The organism is Hydrogenophaga taeniospiralis CCUG 15921 (assembly GCF_001592305.1).
Lineage (GTDB): Bacteria > Pseudomonadota > Gammaproteobacteria > Burkholderiales > Burkholderiaceae_C > Hydrogenophaga > Hydrogenophaga taeniospiralis.
Genome location: NZ_BCWR01000005.1, coordinates 492075 through 516117, shown reverse-complemented (window position 1 = coordinate 516117; position 24043 = coordinate 492075). Strand labels below are relative to the sequence as shown.

At 65.1% G+C, this 24043-nt stretch carries 20 protein-coding genes; 11 read left to right on the top strand and 9 right to left on the bottom strand.

Features of this window, described 5'->3' with window-relative positions; translation table 11 throughout:
- Positions 1-209 precede the first annotated feature (209 nt).
- Positions 210-920: a FadR/GntR family transcriptional regulator gene (locus HTA01S_RS08950; protein WP_068169518.1), complete on the bottom strand. Its 711-nt coding sequence runs from the start codon at positions 918-920 to the stop codon at positions 210-212.
- A gap of 151 nt (positions 921-1071) precedes the next feature.
- On the bottom strand, positions 1072-2040 hold the full coding sequence (locus HTA01S_RS08945) for a LysR family transcriptional regulator (RefSeq protein ID WP_068169515.1): 969 nt from the start codon (positions 2038-2040) through the stop codon (positions 1072-1074).
- Between the two features lie 154 nt (positions 2041-2194).
- Here HTA01S_RS08945 and HTA01S_RS08940 point away from each other — a divergent pair, with 154 nt between their 5' ends.
- From HTA01S_RS08940 to HTA01S_RS08915, 6 genes are all read left to right on the top strand, one after another.
- Positions 2195-3208 (top strand): TRAP transporter substrate-binding protein, encoded by a 1014-nt coding sequence (locus HTA01S_RS08940; RefSeq protein ID WP_068169510.1) that lies wholly within the window; start codon positions 2195-2197, stop codon positions 3206-3208.
- A gap of 87 nt (positions 3209-3295) precedes the next feature.
- Complete coding sequence (locus HTA01S_RS08935; RefSeq protein WP_068169507.1) at positions 3296-5077, top strand: IlvD/Edd family dehydratase; 1782 nt, start codon at positions 3296-3298, stop codon at positions 5075-5077.
- A gap of 67 nt (positions 5078-5144) precedes the next feature.
- Positions 5145-6371 (top strand): fumarylacetoacetate hydrolase family protein, encoded by a 1227-nt coding sequence (locus HTA01S_RS08930; protein WP_218017323.1) that lies wholly within the window; start codon positions 5145-5147, stop codon positions 6369-6371.
- A 19-nt stretch (positions 6372-6390) separates the two neighbouring features.
- Positions 6391-6960, top strand: a complete 570-nt coding sequence (locus tag HTA01S_RS08925; RefSeq protein WP_157572031.1) for a TRAP transporter small permease — start codon at positions 6391-6393, stop codon at positions 6958-6960.
- The gene (locus tag HTA01S_RS08920; protein ID WP_068169504.1) at positions 6957-8237 is read left to right on the top strand and encodes a TRAP transporter large permease subunit; all 1281 of its coding nucleotides are present in this window, start codon (positions 6957-6959) and stop codon (positions 8235-8237) included. The genes HTA01S_RS08925 and HTA01S_RS08920 overlap by 4 nt, the downstream gene beginning before the upstream one ends.
- Before the next feature lie 418 nt (positions 8238-8655).
- Positions 8656-10080, top strand: a complete 1425-nt coding sequence (locus HTA01S_RS08915) for a glycoside hydrolase family 43 protein (RefSeq protein WP_245638036.1) — start codon at positions 8656-8658, stop codon at positions 10078-10080.
- A 104-nt stretch (positions 10081-10184) separates the two neighbouring features.
- Here the strand turns inward: HTA01S_RS08915 and HTA01S_RS08910 are convergent, their stop codons facing one another.
- Positions 10185-11225 (bottom strand): zinc-dependent alcohol dehydrogenase family protein, encoded by a 1041-nt coding sequence (locus HTA01S_RS08910; protein ID WP_068169500.1) that lies wholly within the window; start codon positions 11223-11225, stop codon positions 10185-10187.
- A 138-nt stretch (positions 11226-11363) separates the two neighbouring features.
- Between HTA01S_RS08910 and HTA01S_RS08905 the strand changes: the two genes are divergently transcribed.
- Positions 11364-11843: an Lrp/AsnC family transcriptional regulator gene (locus HTA01S_RS08905; protein ID WP_068169497.1), complete on the top strand. Its 480-nt coding sequence runs from the start codon at positions 11364-11366 to the stop codon at positions 11841-11843.
- 193 nt (positions 11844-12036) lie between these two features.
- On the opposite strand, the gene HTA01S_RS08900 is transcribed toward HTA01S_RS08905, so the two are convergent.
- The 3 genes from HTA01S_RS08900 to HTA01S_RS08885 all read right to left on the bottom strand — a co-directional run bounded on the left by HTA01S_RS08900 (position 12037) and on the right by HTA01S_RS08885 (position 17837).
- Positions 12037-14427, bottom strand: coding sequence for a tetratricopeptide repeat protein (locus HTA01S_RS08900; protein ID WP_157572030.1), 2391 nt, complete (start codon positions 14425-14427; stop codon positions 12037-12039).
- Positions 14402-15733 (bottom strand): hypothetical protein, encoded by a 1332-nt coding sequence (locus tag HTA01S_RS08890; RefSeq protein WP_157572029.1) that lies wholly within the window; start codon positions 15731-15733, stop codon positions 14402-14404. The genes HTA01S_RS08900 and HTA01S_RS08890 overlap by 26 nt, the downstream gene beginning before the upstream one ends.
- A gap of 157 nt (positions 15734-15890) precedes the next feature.
- Positions 15891-17837 carry a sigma-54-dependent Fis family transcriptional regulator gene (locus HTA01S_RS08885; RefSeq protein ID WP_068169484.1) on the bottom strand — a complete coding sequence of 649 codons (1947 nt, stop codon included), beginning with the start codon at positions 17835-17837 and terminating at the stop codon, positions 15891-15893.
- A 292-nt stretch (positions 17838-18129) separates the two neighbouring features.
- Here HTA01S_RS08885 and HTA01S_RS08880 point away from each other — a divergent pair, with 292 nt between their 5' ends.
- The 4 genes from HTA01S_RS08880 (at position 18130) to HTA01S_RS08865 (ending at position 22768) form a co-directional block, all read left to right on the top strand.
- Positions 18130-19590, top strand: coding sequence for a benzaldehyde dehydrogenase (locus HTA01S_RS08880; RefSeq protein ID WP_068169482.1), 1461 nt, complete (start codon positions 18130-18132; stop codon positions 19588-19590).
- 25 nt (positions 19591-19615) lie between these two features.
- On the top strand, positions 19616-20200 hold the full coding sequence (locus tag HTA01S_RS08875) for a twin-arginine translocation signal domain-containing protein (RefSeq protein ID WP_068169477.1): 585 nt from the start codon (positions 19616-19618) through the stop codon (positions 20198-20200).
- A 20-nt stretch (positions 20201-20220) separates the two neighbouring features.
- A complete protein-coding gene (locus tag HTA01S_RS08870; protein WP_068169475.1) occupies positions 20221-21780 on the top strand; it encodes an FAD-dependent oxidoreductase in 1560 nt (519 codons plus the stop codon).
- Positions 21781-21856: 76 nt separating this feature from the next.
- Positions 21857-22768 (top strand): alpha/beta fold hydrolase, encoded by a 912-nt coding sequence (locus tag HTA01S_RS08865; protein ID WP_068169472.1) that lies wholly within the window; start codon positions 21857-21859, stop codon positions 22766-22768.
- On the opposite strand, the gene HTA01S_RS08860 is transcribed toward HTA01S_RS08865, so the two are convergent.
- Genes HTA01S_RS08860 through HTA01S_RS08850 form a run of 3 tightly spaced genes read right to left on the bottom strand, consistent with a single transcriptional unit; the run spans position 22731 to position 23946 of the window.
- Positions 22731-23180 carry a nuclear transport factor 2 family protein gene (locus HTA01S_RS08860; RefSeq protein WP_084235956.1) on the bottom strand — a complete coding sequence of 150 codons (450 nt, stop codon included), beginning with the start codon at positions 23178-23180 and terminating at the stop codon, positions 22731-22733. The two genes, HTA01S_RS08865 and HTA01S_RS08860, sit on opposite strands and share 38 nt — an antisense overlap.
- Positions 23177-23380 carry a tautomerase family protein gene (locus HTA01S_RS08855; protein ID WP_068169469.1) on the bottom strand — a complete coding sequence of 68 codons (204 nt, stop codon included), beginning with the start codon at positions 23378-23380 and terminating at the stop codon, positions 23177-23179. Before HTA01S_RS08855 ends, HTA01S_RS08860 begins: the two co-directional genes overlap by 4 nt.
- Before the next feature lie 11 nt (positions 23381-23391).
- Positions 23392-23946: a flavodoxin family protein gene (locus HTA01S_RS08850; RefSeq protein ID WP_068169466.1), complete on the bottom strand. Its 555-nt coding sequence runs from the start codon at positions 23944-23946 to the stop codon at positions 23392-23394.
- Positions 23947-24043: the final 97 nt, after the last annotated feature.

Below are 24043 nucleotides of genomic sequence, written 5' to 3'. Positions count from 1 at the left end.
GGCTCCAAAACAGCGAGGGTTGCGCCACGGCAAATTGGTCAGGCTGCCTGACGCGATCGGCACAATTTGGCCTTACCAATGTGGGTGAACGTATCGGTATTTACCCGGCATCTTTTCTGGGATGTGGGTAGAAATGGCGCAAAAAAAGCCTGTGCAGGTGCACAGGCCTGACCACGCGGACCGTGGTGCGACGGCTGGTGTTCAGGGGGTCAGGACCATTCGCGGCGGTTGTTTTCGACCCAGCGCTGTTCCGATGCCTGCAGGTGCATGCGCAGCGCGGTTTGCGCGGCCAGCACGTCGCGATTTTCCAGAGCACGCAGAATGGCTTCGTGCTCGTGCAGCGCCGCAGCCCAGGTCTGTCCCGATTCGGAATGGGCGCTGAGGCGGGCGGCAATCGGGCTGTGGCGCTCGTCGAACAACTCGCCCACCAGGCGCTCCAGCACGGCGTTGCCGGTCATGGCGGCCAGGGCCAGGTGGAACTGGCGGTCAAACGGCAGTGGCGACCGGTTTTGCGCGATGGCGGCGAGCATGTCGTCCAGAATCTGGCGCAGCGCCTGCAGCGCCTCCGGCGTGGCCTTGCCACAGGCCATCATCACCACCGTGCCTTCGATGGCGGCGCGGGCCTGCATCAGTTCGATAGGGCTTTCGCCCATGGTGGCCAGCGCCTGGGGCTTGCGCTGGGCCAGGTTGCACGCATACACGCCAGCGCCCATGCGCACTTCCACGCTGCCCTCGATCTCCAGCGCAATCAGGGCTTCGCGCACCGAGGGACGCGACACACCCAGTTGCTGGGCCAGGTCCCGCTCGGGCGGCAGGCGCATGCCGGCGGTGTAGTTGCCCTTGTCAATGTAGGCGCGAATCTGGTCGGCAATTTGTTGGTACAGCCGACGGTTGTCTACCTGTTTGAGTGGGTCCAGCATGAGTTCTCCGCGTGGGCTGCAGTTTATGTGACGGCAAGGCGAAACCCAGGGTGGGCGGCCCGTGTGGTCAGGCCAATTCCTGCTCTACTGTACTGGCCTGACCAGTTTATGCAATGGGGAGCGCTGACGCACCCGCCCGTTGGCGTTCTCATCACACCACGTCAGGAGCCAGGTTCGCCGTCTCGCGCAGCACTGTGATGAACGCCTGTGCGGACGGCGTGAGCGGCTCTCCCAGCCGCGAGATCAGGCCGTAGTCGGGCATGCGGTCCGGCCAGCTCACCGGGATGCGTGCCAGCAGGCCCCTGTTCACGTATTTTTCAACCAGGGCGGCGGGCTGCAGCGACATCATGTTGGTGGTGTTCATCAGCTCCAGCGCAAACAGGAAGGAGGGCGTTTCCACCACCCCTGCGGTGAGCGCCAGCCCTGCACCGCCAAACAGGTCGTCCGACACTTTGCGCACCGCGGTGGAGGGCGGGTACAGAATCCAGGGCCAGTGGGCGAGCTCGGTCAGTGTCAGGTCCGTCGCGCCGCGCAGGGGGTGGCGCAGACCACCCACCACACACAGCGGTTCGTCAGACAGGCGCTCGTAGTGAAACTGGCTGCGCTGCTCCTCGTTGGTGAAGCGCCCGATCATCAGGTCGATCTTGCGTTCGGCCAGCCACAAGATGAGCTGATCGCTGCTCTGCTCCAGGATCTTGAGCACCAGCAACGGTCGCAGGCGCTGGATTTCCACCACGGAGGCCAGCAGCAGATGGGCGGCGGAGCCGGTGATCGCGCCAATGGTCAGGTGGCCGTGCCCACCTTGCTTGAGGGCGTTGAATTCATCGACAAACCTGCGCTGACCGTCGAGCGCGGTGCTGGCATAGCGCAAGGTGAACAGCCCCAGTTCGTTGGGTCGCATGCCGCGCGGCAGGCGGTCGAACAGGCGCGCCTCCAGGATCTCTTCGATGTCCATCAGGATCTTGGTGGCCGCCGGCTGCGTCACGTGCATCTGTTCGGCCGTGAGCCGCAGGTTGCGGGTGCGCCCCAGAATGTCCAGAAACTGCAGATGCCGGAACCGCAACCGCGCACACGCCTGCGCCAGCGACAAGGGTTTACCCGGAAATTCGTCTGGACTCATAAGCGTTTGGAATGGATCGTAGCAAAAGATTCAGTGGACCCGCACCGGTGCCATCCCTAACCTCTGGCCTGCGTCAAGACGTTTCCACCCAGGGATTGCAGGGCGCCGACGGCCTCGTCCGTCGCGAAACAACCATTCCATCGGAGACAAAAGCATGAAGTTCAAAACCCTCGCCGTGGTCGCCACCGTGCTGGCCGCCCTGGCCGCACCCGTGTCTGCACAAATCAAGGAACACACGTTCAAGGTCGGCATCGGCCTGAGCGACGACCACCCGCAGGCCCAGGCCGTGCGGCACTTTGCCGAAAAGCTCTCGGCCAAGAGCGGCGGCAAGATGAACGCCAAGCTGTTTGCCAGCGGCACGCTGGGCAACGACGTGAGCATGACCTCGGCCCTGCGCGGCGGGACGCTGGAGATGACCGTTCCGGACTCTTCCACGCTGATGTCGCTGATCAAACCGTTTGGTGCGCTCAACCTGCCGCTCACCTTCAACAACGAGCTGGAAGCCGACGCCGTGCTGGACGGCCCTTTTGGACAGAAGCTGCTGGCCATGCTGCCGGACAAGGGCCTCGTCGGGCTGGGCTTCTGGGAAAACGGCTTTCGCCATGTGACCAACTCGCGTCGACCCATCAACAAGGCCGACGACCTGGCGGGTCTGAAGTTGCGCGTGATCCAGAGCCCCTTGTTCCTGGACACCTTCAACGCCCTGGGCACCAACGCCACGCCCATGCCCTTCACCGAGCTGTACACGGCCATGGAGCAGGGCGCCGTGGACGGGCAGGAGAACCCCCCGGCCACCATCCTGGCCAGCAAGTTCTTTGAGGTGCAGAAGCACCTGGTGCTGTCGCGCCACATGTACAGCGCCTGGGTGCTGCTGATGTCCAAGAAGACCTGGGATGGCCTGTCGCCCCAGGAGCAGAAGATCGTGCAGGAAGCTGCGCGCGAAGCCACGCTGTTCGAGCGCAAGACCATCCGCGCCTTCAGCGAAACCGCCCTGGGCGAGTTGAAGAAGGTGGGCATGCAGATCACCGAGTTGCCGGCTGCCGAGCAGGCCAAGCTGCGCGCCAAGCTGCAACCTGTGTTGACCAAGTACGGACGCGAGTTTGGCGAAGAGACGACCAGCGAGATGATGGGCGAACTGGCCAAGGCGCGCGGCACCGCCGCCAAGTAGACCGCCTTCGCCACCCACCTGCCTGCGCGCGGCCCGATGCCGCGGCAGGCAGCCTCCGTCTTCCCGCCCTGCGCCACTGGTAGCCCCATGCAAAAAACACCCCGTCGCCCCTTTCGTTCACGCGACTGGTTTGCCGACCCTGCGCGCTCGGACATGACCGCGCTGTACCTGGAACGGTTCATGAACCACGGGCTCACGCCCGAAGAGCTGCGCTCGGGTCGGCCCATCATTGGCATTGCGCAGACGGGCAGCGACCTGTCGCCCTGCAACCGCATCCACCTGGACCTGGCGCACCGCGTGCGCGATGGCATCCGCGATGCGGGAGGCATTCCGATGGAGTTTCCGGTCCATCCCATTTTTGAGAACTGCCGCCGCCCCACGGCGGCGCTGGACCGCAACCTGGCCTATCTGGGCCTGGTCGAGATCCTGTACGGCTACCCCATCGACGCCGTGGTGCTGACCACCGGATGCGACAAGACCACACCGGCCGGGATCATGGCGGCGTCCACCGTAGACATTCCCGCCATCGTGCTCTCGGGCGGGCCCATGCTGGACGGCTGGCACGACGGCGAGCTGGTGGGCTCGGGCACCGTGATCTGGCGCAGCCGCCGCCAACTGGCGGCGGGTGAGATCGACGAAGAAGAATTCCTGCAGCGCGCCTGCAGCAGCGCGCCCTCGGCGGGCCACTGCAACACCATGGGAACGGCCTCCACCATGAACGCCGTGGCCGAGGCGCTGGGCTTGTCGCTGCCCGGCTGCGCGGACATTCCGGCGCCTTACCGCGAGCGCGGTCAGATGGCCTACGAGACCGGGCGCCGCATCGTCGAGATGGCCTACGAAGATCTGAGACCTTCGCGCATCCTGACGCGCGAGAGCTTTCTGAACGCGCTGTCGGTGGTCAGCGTGGCCGGCGGATCCAGCAATGCGCAGGTGCACATCATGGCCATGGCGCGCCACGCGGGCGTGGTGCTGGAGGCCCAGGACTGGACCGAACACGCCTACGACCTGCCGTTGCTGCTGAACATGCAGCCCGCGGGCAAATTCCTCGGAGAGCGATTCTTCCGCGCCGGCGGCGTGCCCGCGCTGATGTGGGAGCTGCAGCAGGCCGGCCGCCTGCACAACGACTGCGCCAGCGTGACCGGGAAGACCATTGGCGAGAACCTGCAAGGCCGCGACGCGCGCGACCGCGAAGTGATTCGCCCGTTCAACGAGCCGCTGATGGAGAAGGCGGGCTTCATGGTGCTCAGCGGCAACCTGTTCGACTTCGGCATCATGAAGACCTCGGTGATCTCCGAAGCCTTCCGCGCGCACTACCTGAGCCGCTCTGGACAAGAGGGCATTTTCGAAGCCCGCGCCGTGGTGTTTGAGGGGGCGGACGACTACCACGCACGCATCAACGATCCGGCGCTGAACATCGACGAAGGCTGCATTCTGGTGATGCGCGGCGCGGGGCCCATCGGCTGGCCCGGCTCTGCCGAAGTGGTCAACATGCAGCCGCCCGACGCGCTGATCCGGCGCGGCATCAACACCCTGCCCACCCTGGGCGACGGGCGCCAGTCGGGCACGGCGGACAGCCCTTCCATCCTCAACGCGTCGCCGGAGAGTGCCGTGGGCGGGGGCTTGAGCTGGCTGATGAGCGGCGACACGATCCGCATCGACCTGAACACCGGCCGCTGCGATGCGCTGGTGGCGCCGGAAGAAATTGCACGTCGCCAGCGCGAGCTGCCTGCGCCGCCCATTCCCCAAAGCCATTCCCCCTGGGAAGCCCTGTACCGCGAAAAAACCGGACAGCTGGCCGACGGCGCGACGCTGGACTTTGCGCTGGCGTACCGGCGCATCTCGGAAAAGACCCCACGCCACAACCATTGAGGCGGGCGATGCAGCTTGCCACCCAGACCCGCGCGCGGGCTGGGAACTGAACCCTTGAAGGACTCGTATGAACGACATGACAGCGGCCACTTTGACCGGTGCGGACCACCACGCCCAAGCGCTTGCCCGGGTGTTGCCTGCCGACGGGCTGCAAGGCACCCTGGTGGGTCGCGTGTGGGCGCACGGCGCCATTCCTGGCCCGGCCGTGGTGGCGCTGCGACCCGAGGGGGTGTTTGACCTGAGCGAAAGCTACCCGACCATGAGCACGCTGCTCGACACCGCCCAGCCCGCCCAGGCCGTGCACGACACCCCTGGGCGGCGCCTGTGCGGTGTGGATGAGCTGGTCCAGAACAGCCTGCCCGGCCAGCGCACAGCCGACACCCCCTGGCTGTTGGCCCCGTGCGACCTGCAGGTGGTCAAGGCCGCTGGCGTCACCTTTGCGGCCAGTCTGATCGAACGCGTGATCGAAGAGCAGGCGCGCGGCGATGCCAGCCGCGCGCAGGCGCTGCGCAGCCAGGTGCTGGGACTGATCGGCGAGAACCTGGCAGACATCCGGCCCGGGTCCCCAGAAGCCATGGCCCTGAAGGCCTTGCTGCAAGAAAAGGGGCTGTGGTCCCAGTACCTGGAGGTGGGCATTGGCCCCGACGCCGAGGTGTTCACCAAGGCGCCCGTGCTCGCCTCGGTCGGTTGTGGTGGGGACATCGGCATCCGCGCCGATTCGGCCTGGAACAACCCCGAACCCGAGGTGGTGCTGGCGGTGAACAGCCGCGGCGACATCGTGGGTGCCACGCTGGGCAACGACGTGAACCTGCGCGACATCGAGGGCCGCAGCGCGCTGCTGCTGGGCAAGGCCAAGGACAACAACGCATCGTGCGCGCTGGGCCCCTTCATCCGCCTGTTCGATGCCGGCTTTGGCATGGACCAGGTGCGCAGCGAAACCGTGCACCTGCGCGTGGTGGGGGTGGACGGCTATGAGCTGCGCGGCATCAACACCATGGCCAGCATCAGCCGCGACCCGACCGACCTGGTGGCTCAGACCCTGGCGGCGCACCAGTACCCCGACGGGTTCATGCTGTTCCTGGGCACCTTGTTCGCCCCCATCGAAGACCGCGACCAGCCTGGCAGCGGCTTTACCCACAAGCTGGGCGATGTCGTCACCATCCAGAGCGCCTGGCTCGGCGGCCTGCACAACCGCGTGACACACAGCGAAACCGCCGCGCCTTGGCGCTTTGGTTTGCGCGCCTTCATCAGCAATCTGACGCAGCGCGGGCTGCTGCAGGGCACGGCACTCTGAAGCAAAAAAGGAGACCCCCATGCTGACCGTCCTCATCGACCGTTGCGCCCGGTGGATCCATGTGCTGATCGCCCTGGCACTGGCCGCGATGCTGCTGCTGGTGTTTGGCAACGTGGTGCTGCGCTACGCCTTCAACTCCGGCATTTCCGTGAGCGAGGAGCTGTCGCGCTGGCTCTTCGTGTGGATCACTTTCCTGGGCGCGATCGTCGCGGTCAAGGAGCATGGCCACCTGGGCACCGACATGCTGCTCAGCAAGCTGCCCCCCATCGGTCGGCGCATCTGCCTGGTGGCCAGCCATGGGCTGATGCTGTTCTGCACCTGGCTGCTGTTCAGTGGCGCACTGGCACAGGCCCGCATCAACTGGGATGTGGAAGCACCCGTCACCGGGGCCTCTGTGGCCATCTTCTACGCCTCCGGGGTGGTGTTCGCCGTGGCGTCGGGGCTGCTGCTGTTGCTGGACCTCTGGCGCCTGTTGTCCGGGCAGGTGCCCGACGATCAGCTGGTGCAGGCCATCGGGTCCGAAGAGCTGGTTGTTACCCCCGATTTCCACCTTGATCGCGCCACCGGCCCTGGGAAAGACATGCCATGACTGTTTTCATCTTCCTCGGCTCGCTGCTGGCAGCCATGGCCATTGGTGTGCCCATCGCCTACGCGCTGCTGGCGTCTGGCGTCGCACTGATGTGGCACCTGGACCTGTTCGACGCCCAGATCCTGGCGCAGAACGTCATCAACGGCGCGGATTCGTTCCCGCTGCTGGCGGTGCCCTTCTTCATGCTGGCGGGCGAGATCATGAACGTGGGCGGCTTGTCTCAGCGCATCGTCAAGCTGGCGCTCACGCTGGTCGGGCACAGGCGCGGCGGACTGGGGTTTGTGGCCATCCTGGCGGCCTGCATGCTCGCGGCACTGTCGGGCTCTGCCGTGGCAGATACCGCGGCGTTGGCCGCGCTGCTGCTGCCCATGATGGTGAAGGCCGGCCACGACAAGGCCCGTGCCGGGGGGGTGATTGCGTCGGCCGGCATCATCGCACCCGTCATTCCTCCGTCCATTGGCTTCGTGGTGTTCGGCGTGGCGGCCAATGTGTCGATCAGCAAGCTTTTTCTGGCGGGCATCGTGCCGGGACTGCTGATGGGGGTGTCCATTGCGGTGGCGTGGTACTGGGTGTCGCAGCGCGAGCACATCACGCCGCCGCCCAAGGCATCTGCAGCAGAGAAGCTGCGGGCGCTCAAGGAATCCACCTGGGCGCTGTTTCTGCCGGTGATCGTGATCGTGGGTCTCAAGATGGGGGTGTTCACCCCCACGGAGGCGGCGGCGGTGGCGGCGGTCTATGCGCTGCTGGTGGCCACGCTGGTTTACCGCGAACTGCACTGGCGCCAGCTGACGGCCGTGTTTGTCAGCGCAGCCAAAACCACCGCCGTGATCATGTTTCTGGTGGCAGCCGCCATGGTCAGCGCCTGGCTGATCACGGTGGCCGAGATTCCCCGCCAACTGATCGAGCTGCTGCGCCCCTTCATGGATCACCCCACGCTGTTGATGATCGCCATCATGCTGCTGGTGATCGCTGTGGGTACCGCCATGGACATGACACCCACCATCCTGATCCTGGCCCCCATGCTGATGCCTGTCATCAAGGCCGCCGGCATCGATCCGGTCTACTTCGGCGTGCTGTTCATCATGAACAACGCCATCGGCCTGATCACGCCGCCGGTGGGCACGGTGCTGAACGTGGTGGCCGGGGTGGGAAAGATGCGCATGGACGAGGTCACCCGAGGCGTGCTCCCCTTCATGGCGGCGCAATTTGCCATGATGTTCCTGATGGTGCTGTTCCCCTCCATCGTGCTGGTGCCCATGCGGTGGTTCACGGGGTAGTGCGCCTGGACCTGCGCCCCGTGGCGCAGGCGCAGGTCAGGCAGCGTGCAGAACACCATGCCTTGAAAGAGCTGGCTCTTAAAGCTCGGTAGTTTTCCCGAGTCCATCATCGCCAGCATGGCGCCGTACCGGTCTCACTGAGTTGAAGTGTTACTGGTCGGGGGTATTCCCGGATGCCCGATCTGTTATCGCAATACGGAAAAAAACGATTGGCGCTTATACCGGTGCCTCTTTAGCATCGCCGTCGCCAACTCGCCGAAATGAGCGAGAAGCAACGAGCCCGTCAAATCGTGAGTCCGTCCGTTAAACGACGCTGTACTTGCGATAGCGGGAATTGGGCAAGCCTTTCAAAACGACCGCCTGCCAATGAGGTGCGAACAAAAAAGAGGCTGCCTTCCACGGAGACAGGAAATTACTTGTGAAAACTTTTTTCAAATCGATTCGGTCGGCTGTTGCCGCCACCATGCTCACCGCTGCTTTCGGCGGCGCACAAGCGCAGTCGGCGGGTTACCTGCTGGTTCATTTCACCGGGGAATCCGCGCACGGTGAGCAAACCTACATGTCCGTCAGCACCGACGGCATGTACTGGACGGACCTGAACAACAGCCAGCCCGTCCTCAGGTCGACCGTGGGTGAGAAGGGCGTGCGCGACCAGACCATCGTGCGCTCACCCGATGGCTCCAAGTACTGGATCCTCGCCACCGATCTGCGCATCGCCAGTGGCAAGGGCTGGGACGCCGCCCAGCACAGCGCCAGCACCAAGCTGGTCATCTGGGAATCCACGGACCTCGTGCACTGGTCCGAACCGCGCCTGGTCGACGTCGCCGGCGCCATCCCGAACGCGGGTTGCGCCTGGGCGCCCGAAGCCATCTGGGACCCGGCATCGAACGCCTACATCGTGTACTGGGCGACCATCTCGCCGCTCAACGGCGTCGACAAGCCACGCATTTACTACGCCAAGACGACCGACTTCCGCACCTTCACCGCGCCGCAGATGTACATCGACCGGCCCGGAACGCAAGGCATCATCGACACGCAGATTCTTGAGATTCCAGGCAGCGTCGGCGGGTACAAGTACGTGCGGGCCTCGGGCGATGGCCAGATCACCGTCGAAGGCAGCCAGTCGGTGTTGGGCGCATGGACGACCATTGGCGATCTGTCTCAGATCGGCCTGACGGGCAGCATGGTGGAAGGGCCCATCCTTTTCCAGTTCAACAACGAGAGCAAGTGGGGCATGTGGGTCGACCAGTACGCTTCGGGCAAGGGTTATCTGCCGCTGACCTCGACCAACATGGGCAGTGCGCAGAACTGGCAGAAAGTACCGTCGGGCTCGTTCAACCTGGGATCGAGTCACAAGCGGCACGGTGGAGTCCTGAACCTGAGCGCCGCGGAGTTGAGCCGCTTGAACGCACAGTGGGGAGGAAGCACCCCCATCAACCGAATCCAGTCCTCCAACTTTCCGGACCGGTACGTGCGGCATGCCGGCTTCACGTCGGTGCGCATTGATGCGAACGTCTCGCCGCTGGATGATTCGAAGTTCCGGGTGGTGAAGGGCCTGGCGAACAACTCGGGCTACGTGTCCTTCGCCTCGGTGAACTTCCCTGGCTACTACCTGCGGCACAAGAACTTCGTCTTCGAGCTGGCGCCCTATGACGGTTCGCCGCAGTTCGCGACCGACGCGACGTTCAAGCAGGTGCCGGGCCTGGCTGATGCGGAGGCCTTTTCCTTCCAGGCCTATAGCCATCCGACGCACTACATTCGCCACTACGCCTACACGTTGCGCCTGGATGCCATCAGCAACCAGACCGGCCGCAGCGATGCCACGTTCGACGTAACCAACTAACGGAGATGCGCGCAGGCCGAAAGGCGGTCTGCGCGCGCTGGTGGCTTGGCAGATCCGGGGTCGGGTGCGGCGTGCTTGACCCCATGTCTTGAAAGAGCTGGCTCTTAAAACTCGGTCACGACCGTGGCCCCGGCCACGGCAAAGCGGTCCATGTTCATCAGCGCATCAATGGATTGCGCCAAGCTGATTTTTTCGCCGACGAGTTTTTCGGGCGACAGCTTGCCCGACTCCATCATCGCCAGCATGGCGCCGTACCGGTGGGCCTGCATGCCGTGGCTGCCCAGGATTTCCAGCTCGTGCGCGATCATCCGGCTCATGGGAACGGCTGGCGTGGTGTGGTCGCCCAGCATGAGGCCGACCTGCACATGTTTGCCCCGCTTCCTCAGGTTGCTGATGGAGTTGAAGCAGGTGGTGGGGTGGCCCAGCGCGTCCAGCGACACATGCGCGCCGCCCCGGGTGATCTCGCGCACGGCCTGCGCCACGTCGGCCACCTGCGTGGCATTCACGGTGGCCACCGCGCCCAGTGCGCGTGCCATGCTGAGCTTGTCGTCGGCAATGTCGATCGCCACCACGTTGGCGCCCACGGCGTTGGCAATCATGATGGCCGACAGGCCCACCCCGCCGCAGCCATGCACCGCCACCCACTGCCCGGCCGAGGTTTTGCCCTGGTCAACCACGGCACGAAACGACGTGGCAAACCGGCACCCCAGGCTGGCCGCCGTGGCGAAGTCGAGGGTTTCTGGAAGGGCCACCAAATTGATGTCGGCCTGGTGAATGGCCACGTACTCGGCAAACGAACCCCAATGCGTGAAGCCGGGCTGAAACTGGTGGTCGCACACCTGCTGGTGCCCGGCATGGCATTCGGGGCAATGCCCGCACGCCGCCACGAACGGCACCGTGACGCGGTCGCCGACCTTCCATTTCTGCACCTGCTTGCCCACCGCTTCCACCACGCCCGAGAACTCGTGGCCTGGCACGTGGGGGAGCTGGATGTCGGGGTCGTGGCCCACCCAGCCATGCCAGTCGCTGCGGCAGACCCCTGTGGCCATGACCTTGATGACCACCCCATGGGGTTCGGGTGTGGGGTCTGGAACCTGGGTCAAGCGGGGTGGGGCGCCAAAGGACTCGTAGAGGACGGCTTTCATGGGTTTCCAAGTGGGTGAATGATTCCATCAGTTTATGGATTTCATGTGGCGGTGTTTTGCGGTGTGCATCGAGTTTGTGGCGCATTTCGATAAACTCTTTCGCGGCCTGCTGAAGGCTGCTGAAGGAATCTTTCAAAAATGGACGCACTGGACAAAACCGACCTCGCCATGCTGGCCCGACTGCAACAGGACGGCCGGCTGGCCAACACCAAGCTGGCCGAGGAACTGGCGCTGAGCGAAGCCTCTTGCTGGCGGCGGCAAAAGCGCCTGGAAGAGCTGGGTGTCATCGAGGGCTACCAGGCCACCTTGAACCGCCGAAAGCTGGGCATCGGCGTCATGGCCTTTGTGCAGATCGTCTGCACCCAGCACGGGGAAGAAGTCACGGCCCACTTCGAGCGAATCATCCGGGCCTGCCCCAACGTGGTGGACTGCCACAACATCACCGGCGAGGCGGACTTCTTGTTGAAGGTCGTGGCCAAGGATCTGGACGACTACAGCCGTTTCGTGGACCGGGTCCTGCGGCAGTTGCCGGGGGTGTTGAGCATCCGGTCGAACATCTCATTGCGCGAGATGAAGGTGTCCAACCGCTTGCCGGTGCTGGATCTGCTTGGCAACTGATGGAGTGGGGGCTGGCTGGGTGCCGATACTTGGGGTCTTGGCAAGACCATTCACATCTCGCGCTGGTCGAGAGTAGGCGCCGCTACGGAAGTGGCACGCGAGTCCTGTTCCAGCTTGCCGCTGGCGAAGAAGTAGGGCGCTTCACCGCGCGCAGACACAAAAAGCCCGGTAGGGAAACCGTCCTAGCTTTTTCTCAGTGGTCGCCACTGAGGCGAGGGTCGATTTCAGGCGCTTCTAAGCTTTTGAGGGTGGCTATGTACCGTTCCTCATGCGGTAGTACGTGTGCAAGGCGCTCATATAAACGGCGTGCGTGTGACAAATGGGCTCTGGCTTTTTCGGGCGTTCCTCGGTGAACCAAGGTCAGTCCAAGCTGCATTTCACCATGTGCCAACACTTCCAGCGCCGCAGCCGTTTCGCCGTAGGTCTCTGTCAAGTCGGTTGCGGCGTTTACTTCTGCTTCAAAGGCCTGCTGCGCCTCATCCAATCTCTCCAGGGCTAGGGCCACGTTGCCCAGCCTTTCCATGGAGATCGACAGATCGCGCAGGCGTTCAGGTGTTTTGCCAAAATCGATGATCAAGGCACGGCGAATCGTCTCGCTCTCGCGGTAGGCCTGCTGGGCCTCGTCCAGCTGTCCCAGCGCTTGAGCCACCTCGCCCAATTTGCTCTTGGAGACGGACAGATCGCGCAGGCGTTCAGGCGTTTTGCCAAACTCGGTGATCAAGGTGCGGTGCAGCGCTTCGCTCTCGCGGTAGGCTTGCTGGGCCTCATCCAACTGCCCCTGCGCTTGGGCCACCTCGCCCAATTTGTTCTTGGAAACGGACAGATCGCGCAGGCGTTCAGGCGTTTTGCCAAACTCGGCGATCAAGGCGCGGTCTAGCGTCTCGCTCTCGCGGTAGAACTGCAGAGCTTCATCCAGCCGTCCCAGCGCCTGGGCGACCTCGCCCAGTTTGCTCTTCGAGACCGACAGATCGCGCAGGCGCTCAGGTGTTTTGCCAAACTCGGCGATTAAGGCGCGGCGCAGCGTATCGCTCTCGCGATGGGCATGCTGGGCCTCATCCAGCCGCCCCAGCGCCTGGGCAACCTCGCCCAGTTTGCTTTTGGAAGACGACAAATCGCTCAGGCGCTCAGGTGTTTTGCCAAACTCGGTGATCACGGCGCTACGCAGCGTCTCGCTCTCGCGATAGACCTGCTGGGTCTCATCCAGCCGCCCCAGCGCTCGGGCCACGTCGCCCAGTCTGTTCAAGGAGATCGACAGATCGCGCAGGCGTTCAGGCGTTTTGCCAAACTCGGTGATCAAGGCGCGGACTAGTGTCTCGCTCTCGCGGTAGACCTGCTGGGCCTCATCCAACCGCCCCAGTGCCTGGGCAACCACACCCAGCCTGATCAAGGAGATCGATAGATCGCGCAGGCGTTCAGGCGTTTTGCCAAACTCGGTGATCAAGGCGCGGACTAGTGCCTCGCTCTCGCGGTAGACCTGCTGGGCCTCATCCAGCCGCCCCAGCGCCCGGGCCACGTCGCCCAGTCTGATCAAGGAGATCGATAGATCGCGCAGGCGTTCAGGCGTTTTGCCAAATTCGGTGATCAAGGCGCGGACCAGTGTTTCGCTCTCACGGAAGACCAGCTGGGCCTCATCCAGTCGCCCCAGCGCCTGGGCTACCGCGCCCAGCTTGTCCAAGGAGATTGATAGATCGCGCAGGCGTTCGGGCGTTTTGCCAAACTCGGCGACCAAGGCGCGGCGCAACGTATCGTTCTCGCGGTAAGCCTGCTGGGCTTCACTCAGCCACCCCAGCGCTCGGGCCACGTCCCCCAGCTTGTCCAAGGAGATCGACAGATCACGCAGGCGTTCAGGCGTTTTACCTAGATCGTTGATCTGCTCTCTACTCCTGGATGTGGCTTCTTGGGCAATCTGCCAAGCCAGTTCGCTGTGGCCAGATGCTAAGGCTGCATCGACTGCTCGCGCAGCGCTCCAAGCAGAAATCTGTGCTTGGCCACCCTCACGGGCTGCCTGCCAATGCAACACGGCAGCGGGTAGCTCGCGACTTGGCGCTGATGGCGTCGGGCGCTCCACTGAACCTGTTTCTAATGCGAGTGGCGGCGAAGGGCTGTGGGTATCAAGGTAGACCGAAGGCTGGCGAATCGTCCACAGATCAGGTGCCGATTCGGCGGCCTGCTTGGTCCAGTCCAGCGGCAACACCAGAACCACCGTGCGGCTGTGCTCGCGTGCCATTGCCGCGCGTCGTTCATTGAGCCGATGCAGAAATTCTCGTCGGGCTCGATCCCAATGGGGGTCGCCCGGATGGCCATCCAGGTCCAGCCACAAGGGCATTCCCATGTCGACATGTGCACTTGCAGGGTTGATCGCCAAGGGCAGCAGTCGCTTGATCAGGGCAGATGCTTGTTTCGCTTCAGGCCGCTGAAAAGGGCGAACCTGTGCATGCATCAGCTCATTGGCCCTTTGGAACAGCGCCTGTTTTGCGTGAACATCGCTGCAAAAAACGAATACCAGCCCGAACTCCTGAGCCCATTCGAGGCTGCTTCTCAGCGTTTGCCACGCCGACTCAAGTGGCGGTAGCGGGCTGTTCATTCAGCTTGTCAATCAAGGGCCACAGAAGGGGATGGATATCAAACCACTCCGCTCCATTGCGGTAGTTCAGGATGACGCGGGTGTCGAAAAGGCGCGCCATCGTGCGCAAAGAGTCGCCGCGATCCGCGGCAATGGCGTTGTGGGTTCGGGCAATGTCGGCCAACAAAGGCCATTCGCTTTGCACGGTCAAGCGCTCGGTCTCGCCCCGGTTTTCATCGATGACCTGTTTGATCAGCGGGTCGTCCTCGCGCAAGGGCAAGCGGTCCAAGGCAAACTGCGCCTTGCCCACCACGCCAGACACCAGCCGCTGCATGAAATGGCGCAAGTCGCCACCTGAAGCCTTGGCCAAGGTGTCCAACGCCGAGGCGTCCAGCACCTTCTCCCAGTCGGCATACCGCCGGGTGATGAGGCTGCGCATTTTCTCCAAACCTTCGGGCCGGGGCTGGCGCCTGTGGGTTGTGGGGCTGCCGTTGGCGATGGGCTTGCCATAGACGCGCACGGAGGCCAGAGAGAAGCAGGTGATGAAGTTGCGCACATCGGCCAGCAAGGCGAGATAGGGCGGAACCGAATACACCACACTGGCGTTGGGAATGCGCAAACGGTCAAAATCCCCAGCAAACGTGGTGATGACGTGCTGAAACATGGCGTCCTGGTCGGCGCCGGAAACGCCACGCAGGCGTTCCAGCGAGTCCACAATCACGACCACGCGCTCACGGTGGGTTCGTTGGCGAATGAATTCAACGATTTCGCCAGCGAACTCTTGAACCTTTTTCGTCCATTCCAGCGGCGTGGAGAGGTTGCGAATCTTCGTCGCGACCGAAACCTGCTGTTCCTTGAGCTTGACCTTCAGGCCTTGCGCGGTAAATTCGGTCAACTCGACGTCGGACTGCAGCCAGTTTGAAAAGCGGGTCCACGCGCTGGCATGCAGAAAGTCCTGCTTGTAGTTCGCGTCTGCCCATGCGGCCAAGCCGGCCGTGACCAGGAGCAATACGCTCTCTACGGTGACCTTCTCGGTTTCCGTGATGAAGTCCAGGCTGTCAAATCGAATCACTTGGGCTTGTTCACCCAACAGCAATTGTTCCAGCCTGCGAAGCTCCGTGCTTTTGCCCGTGCCACGTTGCCCGCTGAAATAGAACAGGTGGCTGTCCAGCGCGGGGCGGGTCAGGATTTCTTCGAGCAATGCGCTGATCACATCTTCGTCGTCGCTTCCATGCAGGCCGGGTACGTACCGCGGGTCATCAGGCGCAATGGCCGTATCGACCTCCACCAACGCGGCTCGAAACTTACGAAGCTGATCTTTGTCCATGGCCTGAATTATCGGGCGCATTCAAGCCCCAAGTGCAACGCCAAGAAGAACATGGCTGACAAAGCAGGCGTGGTCGTGGTGGGCCGCGGTTTCATCAATGCTGACGTTCCGCTGTGCACAAGACGACGAGAGGTTGCTGTTGTGATCCTGGGATGGGCTACCCGCGCGGATCGCCGCAGGCAGCCAACTCCGGGTCCGCCTTGAGCCTTCGGTACAGCGTCGCGCGCCCCATGCCCAGCAAGGCCGCTGCCGCGGTGACGTTGCCCCGGGTCTGCTGCAGGGCGGTCGCCATGGCCTTGCGCTGGGCGTCGTGGACCAACAGACCGACCGCGCTGCCGGGTGGCTGCGAGGGCCAGGGCTGTGCCGGGGCCGCCGCAGCCGCTGACGGCGCCTGACCAAAGTCGTCCAGCGCCAGCGGGCGCAGCGGTTCGGCCACCGCAAAAGCCAGCGTCAGCGCGTGCTGCAGCTGGCGCACATTGCCGGGCCAGGGGCGCTGGCGCAACTGGGCCCGCAGCGGGTCGCCCAGGCGGGAAGCGTCGGCGCCGATGCGGTGGCACAGGCTGTCCACGATGGCGTCGAAATCGTCGCGTTCGCGCAGCGGGGGCACCGCCAGCACGAAGCCGCTGATGCGGTAGTACAGGTCTTCGCGAAAGCGCCCTTCGGCCACCAGCGCCTGCAGGTTGCGGTGGGTGGCGCAGACCACCCGCACGTCCACCGCGCGCGGCTGGGTGGCGCCCACGGGCAGCACCTCGCCGCGGTCCAGCACCCGCAGCAGGGCCACCTGCAGCGGCAGGGGCATGTCGCCAATTTCGTCCAGGAACACGGTGCCGCCCCGTGCCGCTTCGAACTTGCCGATGCTGCCGCCGCGCACGGCCCCGGTGAAGGCGCCTTCCACATGGCCGAACAGTTCCGACGCGATCAGCTCGGGGGTGAGCGCGCCGCAGTTGATGGCCAGGAACGGCGCCTGCGCACGCTGGCTGGCGTGGTGCAGGGCTCGCGCGGCCACCTCTTTGCCGGCACCGGTTTCACCCGTCACCAGCACGGGCAGGCCCGCTTCGAGCGCGCGCAACGCCACCGGGTGCTCCGGCGGTAGCGGGGTGCTGGCCCCGGCGGGGGCGGCGGCGCGGGGCGCGCTGACGACGGGGGCCACCGGGCTGGCCACCGCACGGGCCGTCGCGCGCTGGGCCAGGGGCAGGGAAACGCCTTGCAGCCGCACCCCGCCGTGCAGTTGCAGGGGGAGCCGGCCGGCCGGCTGGCGGCTGGTCCGGGAGGCCCAGGTGTCAAAGCGCCCTTCGAACAGGTCTTCGAAGGTGCAACCTTCGCGGACCACAGGCATGTCAAACAGGTGGCGGGCGGCGCCGTTGGCGGCGAGCAGCACACCGTCGCGGTCAAAGGCGAGGGCGGCGCCCTGGGTGTCGGCCAGCTCGATCCTCAGAAAGACGGGCAGGGCGTCGAACAGCCGGTGTTCGATCTGCTGGGCGCACTGGTGGGTGAGGCCCATGACGCCGGTCACCAGCTGCGGTGCGTCGCGGGTGACGTCCACCGTGCCCATCAGGCGCCCGCGCGGGTCGAACACCGGTGCGGCGCAGCAATGAAAGATCTGGTTGTTGGCGAAGTAGTGCTCGGGGCCCAGCACGCGCACCGTGCGCTGCTCGGCCAGCGCCACGGCCATGGCACTGGTGCCGATGGCCGCTTCCGACACGTCCACCCCGGGGCGAAAGGCCTGGCGCATGGGTTGGCAGTGGCGGTCCAGCGCGCCGGCCACCGCCAGCACCTGGCCCACGGTGTCGGTCAGCAGCACGGCGTAACCCACGTCGGACACACGCCCGGCCAGCACGTCGAGCTCGGGGCGGGCGGCCTGCAGCAAGCGGTGTTCGCGCTCCAGCAGGGCGCTCAGGTGGCTGCGCTCCACCGGGTCGAACACCACATGCTCCTGGGGCGCGCGGCCCGACTGGCGGCAACGCTCCCATGACCGCAGCAAGGGCTGCTCCAGCAGCCCGTCGGGCAGCCTGCCGTCGTTGAAATAGTGCTGGCGGGCTTCCCAGATGCGCTCGGGCCGGTAGTCGATGCGCGGACTCGGCAGGGTGGGGGCTGGGTCGTTCATGGGCGGCAGGTGAGAGGGGTTGATGCACTTTAGTTCATGCTGTTGGCTGCCTCATGCGGGTTTACCCGGCGTTGAGACGGATCGTCCCGGGTTGAGACGAAAAGCGCGTCTCGGTGAGACGTCTTCGCCGGGGCTGGCGTAGGAACGAACCCGTTGGACGGCCTCCGATGGACCCAAAACCCCGGACAAACCCGCAGAAAAATGGCGCGCATGCATTGGATTGCCGTTTTGGCACAGCGCTTGCAGAAACACCGCCGGTGACCCATCACGAACCTAAATACGGAGACAACCCATGAGTGCAAGCAGCCCCGCCATCTGGTCAGGCAAGATTTTCAGCAACGGATGGACAGACGCCGCTGGCGGCGTGCAGGCCGTGCGGGAACCCGCCACCGGCCAGTCCCTGGAACAAACCGGCATCGCCAATCCGGCCGACGTGAACCGCGCCGCCGCCAGTGCCAAGGCCGCCCGCGCCGCCTGGGCCGCCACGCCGTTTGACCAGCGCGCGGCGGTGATGCGCGAGGCCGCGCGTTTGCTGAAAGAGCGCGCCGCCGACATCAACATCTGGAACATCCGCGAATGCGGCTCCATCGGCCCCAAGGCCGAATGGGAACTGCACGCCACCTACGAGCAGATGCTGATGGCCGCCGCGCTGCCCATGCAGGCCAACGGGCAGCTGTTCCCCTCGTCCATGCCCGGGCGAACCAACCTCTGGCGCCGGGTGCCCATGGGCACGGTGGGGGTGATCGCCCCCTGGAACTTCCCGCTGCTGCTGGCCATGCGCTCGGTGGCGCCGGCGCTGGCACTGGGCAACGCCGTGCTGCTCAAGCCCGACGCCCAGACGGCGGTGACCGGTGGCCACCTGATCGCCCAGGTGTTTGCCGATGCGGGCCTGCCCGACGGTGTGCTGCACGTGTTGCCGGGCGGCCCCGAAACAGGGGACGCGGTGGTGCGCCACCCGGACGTGACCATGATTTCTTTCACCGGCTCGACGGCGGTGGGCAAGAGCATTGGCGCCACCTGTGGCGGGCTGCTGAAAAAGGTGGCGCTGGAACTGGGGGGCAACAACGCCCTCATCGTGCTGGACGACGCCAACCTGGACGCCGCCGCCTCCAACGGCGCCTGGGGTGCCTTTCTGCACCAGGGGCAGATCTGCATGCAGGCCGGGCGGCACCTGGTGCAGCGCAAGGTGGCCCAGGCTTATGCCGACAAGCTGGTCCAGCGAGCGAAGGCGCTCTACGTGGGCGACCCGCACGCCGGCCCCGCGCACCTGGGCCCCATCATCAACGCCAAGCAGTGCAACCGCGTGCAGGACATCGTGGACCGGAGCGTGGCCCAGGGTGCCCGGCTGCTGACCGGGGGCACGCACGAAGGCCTGTTCTTCCAGCCCACGGTGTTGTCGGGCGTGACCGCCGACATGCCCGCGTTCGCCGACGAGATCTTTGGCCCCGTGGCCCCCATCACGGTGTTCGACACCGAGGATGAAGCCGTCGAGCTGGTCAACGCTTCGCCCTACGGGCTGGCGGCCGCCATCCACAGCGCCAACGTGTCGCGCGCCATGTCCGTGGCCAACCGGCTGCACACCGGAATGATCCACGTCAACGACCAGACCGTGAACAACGAATTCCACGTGCCCTTCGGTGGCATGGGCGCCTCAGGCAACGGCGGGCGCTTTGGCGGCCCGGCCAACCTGGACGAGTTCACCCAGACCCAGTGGGTCAGCGTGATGGAGCAACCCATCGTCTACCCCTTCTGACCCACGGACACAGAGAGGACACACCATGATTCTGGACACCCCATCCCCGTTGAACCAGGCCCTGAAGATCGTCGGGCGTCTGTCGCGTCGCGACTTCATGGTCTTTGCCGGTGCCGCCGTGGGCGTGGCCGCCGGTGGCGCCGCGTCGGTGGCGCAGGCCCAGGCCCCGGCGCTCAAGAGCATCAACGCCGCCGAGGCCGCCATCTTCCGCCGCGTGGCCGAGGTGGTGCTGCCGGTGGGCGGCAGCCCGCTGGCGCCCTGGACGCCCGAGGGGCTGCTGGGCACGCTGGACGCGGCCCTGCTGGGCACCATGCCGCCCCACGTGCTGGCGGGCCTCAAGGGCGGGCTGCAGTACTTCAACGAAGGCCCGGTGGCGCAGCACGGCAAGCGCTTCACGGCGCTGGACGACGCCACGGCCACCGCCTTTCTGGACGCCTGGGGCAACGCCAAAGAGGTGCCACACCGTGCCCTGGCTTCGGGCCTGAAGAAGCTGGTGCAGCTCTCGTACTGGGCCAACCCTGCGTCCTGGGCGCCGCTGGAATACGACGGACCGATATCGAAACGCAACGGCCTGAAGTCCCTCGGCAACGCCCCGCTGCCCACGCGCTGAGCCCCCACATCGGAGACAACATGAAAAAACACGCGATCAAAGTTGAAAAGCAAGGCCTCAAGGTCACCCAGGCCGCGGACATCCAAGACAGCCAGCTTCACCTGAAGGCCGACGCCGTGGTGGTGGGCTCGGGGGCGGGCGGTGCCATCGCCGCCTACGAGCTGGCCAAGGCGGGCAAGAAGGTGGTGGTGCTGGAGGCCGGGCCGTACATCACCTCCGACAAGTTCCCCGAGATGCTGGCCGTGGCCATGGGCACGCTCTACCAGGACCATGGCGGGCAGACCAATTCGGCGGGCGACATCTCGGTGCTGCAGGGCGCCTGCGTGGGCGGCTCCACGGTGGTCAACGCCGCGCTGTGCTTTCGCACGCCCGACTACTACCTCAAGCTCTGGGCCAAGGAATTCGGCCTGACCAACCTCACCCCGGCGGTGATGAAGCCCATCTTTGAAAAGGTGGAGCGCAATCTGCACATCAAGACGGTGGGGCCGCAGGAAACCAGCCCGGGCGCGCTGCTGATCGGCCAGGGCATGGACAAGCTGGGCTACCCCCAGGGCAAGGCCCGGCGCAACATCAAAGACTGCGCCATGACCGGCTTCTGCTTCAGCGGCTGCACCACCGACCGCAAGCAGTCCATGCTGGTGACCTACCTGCCGTGGGCGGTGGCGCACGGCGCCGTCATCCATTCGGACACCCGCGTCACCGAGCTGCTGTCGAAAGAGGGCAAGGCGGTGGGCGTCAAGGGCGAGATCATTGACCCGGCCACCGGCCGCAAGAAGGCGGACATCCAGGTCGACGCGCCTCTGGTGGTGCTGGCGGCCGGCCCGATCCAGACGCCGTTGTTGTTGCTCAAGAGCGGGCTGGCCAACAGCAGCGGACAGGTGGGCAAGAACTTTGCGTGCCATCCGTCCATGTCGGTCACCGCCGAGTTTCCGCACGAGGTGCGCGATTTCCACGGCGCCACCCACTCGCTGTACATGGACCAGAACACCCTGCCCGACAAGGGCGGCTACATCCTGCTCAACGCCATCCAGGAGCCGGTGGAAGCCAGCTTCCAGGCCGAGCCGGGCACGGGCAAGCCGTATGTGGCCTATATGTCGGGCTACAAGAACACCATCCGCCTGATCAGCCTGATCCATGACCAGAACGTGGGCCAGGTGAGCTGGAAGGACGGACAGAAAGACATCAGCTACTTTGTGGACGACCAGGACTTCGAGTCCATGAAAAAGGGGCTGATCGCCACGGCCAAGATCCTGTTCGCCTCGGGCGCTAAGCGGCTGTACCTGCCCACCACCCACATCTCGAGCATCGACCGCGTGGAAGACGTGGACAAGGTCATCGGCGGCCTGAAGAACGAACCCGCTCGCTACAAGTACACCTCGTTCCACCCGCAGGGCACCTGCCGCATGGGGCGCGACCCGAAGAAGACGGTGGTCAACCCCCACGGCGAGACGCACGACGTGAAAAACCTCTACGTGGTGGACGCCAGCCTGCTGCCCACCTCCATCGGCTACAACCCGTCGGAGACGGTGTACGCGCTGGCGCACTACGTGTGCGAGCAGATGCTCAAGGCCAAAGCATGAGCGCCGCGCCGGGCCGTTCCCAAGCAAGCTCGCACCGCAGCCCGCAGGGCGAAGGTACTCCAGTGAGCTCCAAAGCATGAACCGACCCCATGACCAGTTCACCACCGTAGAGGGCCACCAAGTCCGGTACTGGCAGGTGGGCCGGGAAGGGCCGGGGGTGGTGTGCCTCCACGGCATCGGCTGCTCGGTGCTGGAGTGGGAACACAGCATCCACGCCCTGGCCACGCGGCACCGGGTATACGCGCTGGATCTGCTGGGGTGTGGGCTCACGGCCAAGCCCGCCGATGCGAGCTACGACGTGGCGGCCTTGGCCCGGTTCACGCTGGGGTTCATGGACGCCATGGGGCTGGATCAGGCGTCGCTGGTGGGCAACTCGCTGGGCGCTCGGGTGGCCATGGAGTGCGCTGCGGTGGCCCCGCAACGGGTGCGCTCGCTGGTGCTCTCGGCCCCGGCGGCCATGGACAACCCGACCCTGTTCGATTTCAGGCTGGCCTCGCTGCCGGTGCTGGGCGAGCTGCTCACCCGGCCCACCGCGTTCGGCACCGCCCGGCTGTGGCGAACGGCGGTGGCCGATCCGGCGTGCATCACGCCAGAGATGGTGCGGGAAAAAGTGGCGCTGGCCCGGCAACCGGGCGCGCAGGCGGCCTTCCTGAAAACCCTGCGGGGCTTGATCCACCTGGGCGGCTTTCGCTCATCGGTCATTGACGACTCCCATGCCAAGGCACGGCGCATCCAGGCGCCCACCTGCGTGGTCTGGGGCCAGCAGGACCGTTTCCTGCCCGTGGGCCACCTCGACACCCTGATGCGGCTGGTGCCCCACGCGAAGCCGGTGGTGCTCGCGCCCTGCGGGCATGCGCCCATGGTGGAGCGGCCGGCGGATTTCAGCGGGATCGCGCTGGATTTCCTGGCCGATCCAGGCGCACCCCTGCATCTCGCGCAGCAAGCCGGCCTCACTCCTGCCGGGTCTCGTAGTGAAAGACCTTGCTGACGATCTGCCAGCGGCCGTCCAGCTTGAGCAGGACGAGGAAGTCCGTGAAGAACTTGGGCGGGATGGAGCACTCCAGCTTGGCAAACGCCGTCACCGGGCCTGCGAATTCGATCGCCAGGATGCGGTCCGTGGGCGGGTGCCCCTGGCTGGCGGGTGAAGGCCGCTGCTCGACGACCGGGAAATACCGCGCCATGTCCAGGTGCAGCAGCGTGCCGTCGGTGGCGCAGAAGTAGTGCGCCTCGGGGTGGAAGGCGCGCTTCAGACGCGCGGTGTCGCTGTGGCGCAGCCCGGCAAAGTAGTCACCCAGCACCGCGGTCACGCCGCTGAAGTCGGGCGCGGCGGTGGTTGGAATGCCTTCGCCCTGCGGGCTGCGGTGCGAGCTTGCTTGGGAACGGCCCGGCGCGGCGCTCATGGCTTGCCCCGGCGGAACTCGGTCACCGTCAGGCCGCCCAGTCCCCAGTTGTCCAGATCCACTTCATCGATGACCACATGCGTCAAGGCCGGGTTCTTCTGCAGCACCCGTGTCAGCAGGTCTGTCACCCCGGCGATGAGCTCGGCTTTCTGTTCGCGCGTCACGCCTTCGCGCGTGACCTTGATGTTGACGTAAGGCATGTGGACCTCCTTCAACCCAGGCGCCGGACCGAGTCGGCGATGCGTTGCCCGAACAACCGTGCCGTCTCGAGGTCCCCGGCGACCATCTCGTCGGGCGTCGCGTCCGCCGGGGTAGCCGTCATCAGGCCGGCGAAAGAGGCCAGGTAGTTGACGTCGTCACGCGCCGAGGCCTTGGCGTTGCTGGGCATCATTCCCGTGCTCACCCAGAGCATGGCGTGTTGCTGCGACAGCGTGAACAGCGTGTGCAGGGTGGACAGCTTGTCGCCGTTGATGCCGGCACTGTTGGTGAAGCCCGCGGCGAGCTTGTCCTTCCAGCCCTGGCGGGCCCAGACGGCTGAGCTGGTATCCATGAATTTCTTGAACTGCCAGCTGACGCTGCCCATGTAGGTGGGCGAGCCAAACACGATGGCGCGCGATGCCGCCAGGCTGTCCCAGCCCTCGGGCGGCAGCTCGCCCTGCTCGTTGATGGCCAGCAGCGTGGCGCCGCTGCCTTGGGCCACCGCTTGCGCCACTTTGGCCGTGTGGCCGTAGCCACTGTGAAACACGATGCTGATCGGGGAGGTCATTGCCTGGGTTCCTTGTCCTTGTTGATGGGAGAGCGCAAGGTTATTGACTTCATTCAGGCAGATAAACTGCCTTCGCTTCAATTCATTCATTACATGG

Excerpts from the sequence above, each read along its gene's own strand:
- HTA01S_RS08950 (WP_068169518.1), bottom strand. The coding sequence starts at position 920 with ATGCTGGACCCACTCAAACAGGTAGACAACCGTCGGCTGTACCAACAA.
- HTA01S_RS08945 (WP_068169515.1), bottom strand. The coding sequence starts at position 2,040 with ATGAGTCCAGACGAATTTCCGGGTAAACCCTTGTCGCTGGCGCAGGCG.
- HTA01S_RS08940 (WP_068169510.1), top strand. The coding sequence starts at position 2,195 with ATGAAGTTCAAAACCCTCGCCGTGGTCGCCACCGTGCTGGCCGCCCTG.
- HTA01S_RS08935 (WP_068169507.1), top strand. The coding sequence starts at position 3,296 with ATGCAAAAAACACCCCGTCGCCCCTTTCGTTCACGCGACTGGTTTGCC.
- HTA01S_RS08930 (WP_218017323.1), top strand. The coding sequence starts at position 5,145 with ATGAACGACATGACAGCGGCCACTTTGACCGGTGCGGACCACCACGCC.
- HTA01S_RS08925 (WP_157572031.1), top strand. The coding sequence starts at position 6,391 with ATGCTGACCGTCCTCATCGACCGTTGCGCCCGGTGGATCCATGTGCTG.
- HTA01S_RS08920 (WP_068169504.1), top strand. The coding sequence starts at position 6,957 with ATGACTGTTTTCATCTTCCTCGGCTCGCTGCTGGCAGCCATGGCCATT.
- HTA01S_RS08910 (WP_068169500.1), bottom strand. The coding sequence starts at position 11,225 with ATGAAAGCCGTCCTCTACGAGTCCTTTGGCGCCCCACCCCGCTTGACC.
- HTA01S_RS08905 (WP_068169497.1), top strand. The coding sequence starts at position 11,364 with ATGGACGCACTGGACAAAACCGACCTCGCCATGCTGGCCCGACTGCAA.
- HTA01S_RS08900 (WP_157572030.1), bottom strand. The coding sequence starts at position 14,427 with ATGAACAGCCCGCTACCGCCACTTGAGTCGGCGTGGCAAACGCTGAGA.
- HTA01S_RS08890 (WP_157572029.1), bottom strand. The coding sequence starts at position 15,733 with ATGGACAAAGATCAGCTTCGTAAGTTTCGAGCCGCGTTGGTGGAGGTC.
- HTA01S_RS08885 (WP_068169484.1), bottom strand. The coding sequence starts at position 17,837 with ATGAACGACCCAGCCCCCACCCTGCCGAGTCCGCGCATCGACTACCGG.
- HTA01S_RS08880 (WP_068169482.1), top strand. The coding sequence starts at position 18,130 with ATGAGTGCAAGCAGCCCCGCCATCTGGTCAGGCAAGATTTTCAGCAAC.
- HTA01S_RS08875 (WP_068169477.1), top strand. The coding sequence starts at position 19,616 with ATGATTCTGGACACCCCATCCCCGTTGAACCAGGCCCTGAAGATCGTC.
- HTA01S_RS08870 (WP_068169475.1), top strand. The coding sequence starts at position 20,221 with ATGAAAAAACACGCGATCAAAGTTGAAAAGCAAGGCCTCAAGGTCACC.
- HTA01S_RS08865 (WP_068169472.1), top strand. The coding sequence starts at position 21,857 with ATGAACCGACCCCATGACCAGTTCACCACCGTAGAGGGCCACCAAGTC.
- HTA01S_RS08860 (WP_084235956.1), bottom strand. The coding sequence starts at position 23,180 with ATGAGCGCCGCGCCGGGCCGTTCCCAAGCAAGCTCGCACCGCAGCCCG.
- HTA01S_RS08855 (WP_068169469.1), bottom strand. The coding sequence starts at position 23,380 with ATGCCTTACGTCAACATCAAGGTCACGCGCGAAGGCGTGACGCGCGAA.
- HTA01S_RS08850 (WP_068169466.1), bottom strand. The coding sequence starts at position 23,946 with ATGACCTCCCCGATCAGCATCGTGTTTCACAGTGGCTACGGCCACACG.